The organism is Bartonella queenslandensis AUST/NH15 (genome assembly GCF_000312585.1).
In the GTDB taxonomy this organism is placed as follows: domain Bacteria; phylum Pseudomonadota; class Alphaproteobacteria; order Rhizobiales; family Rhizobiaceae; genus Bartonella; species Bartonella queenslandensis_A.
This window is the reverse complement of record NZ_HE998305.1, coordinates 1-270: the sequence shown is the minus strand read 5'-3', so window position 1 is coordinate 270 and position 270 is coordinate 1. Positions and strand designations below refer to the sequence as shown.

The following is a 270-nucleotide window of genomic DNA, read 5'->3' as shown; positions in this document are numbered from 1 at the left end:
TGCCATTCATTTCAATTATGAGTATTTTACCATCTTTTTTATAAATACTCTGTATTGTATAATCGATGCGGCAAAAACTCTGACAAATGGAGCCATTGGAACACAATCATGAAACGAATCCTGCTCGCAGAAGATGATAACGATATGCGTCGCTTTCTCGTAAAAGCCTTAGAACGTGCAGGCTACGAAGTTGCCGATTTCGATAATGGTATTAGCGCATATGAACGTTTACAAGAAGAACCATTTTCTCTTCTCCTAACTGACATTGTG

1 protein-coding gene is annotated in these 270 nt (G+C 38.1%); it reads left to right on the top strand.

All coding sequences use genetic code 11. The annotated features are described in order from the left end of the window. Nucleotides 1-108: 108 nt before the first annotated feature. Nucleotides 109-270, top strand: a 162-nt coding sequence (locus tag BN338_RS10275) for a response regulator (RefSeq protein ID WP_039762229.1), incomplete at its 3' end; no start/stop codon positions are given.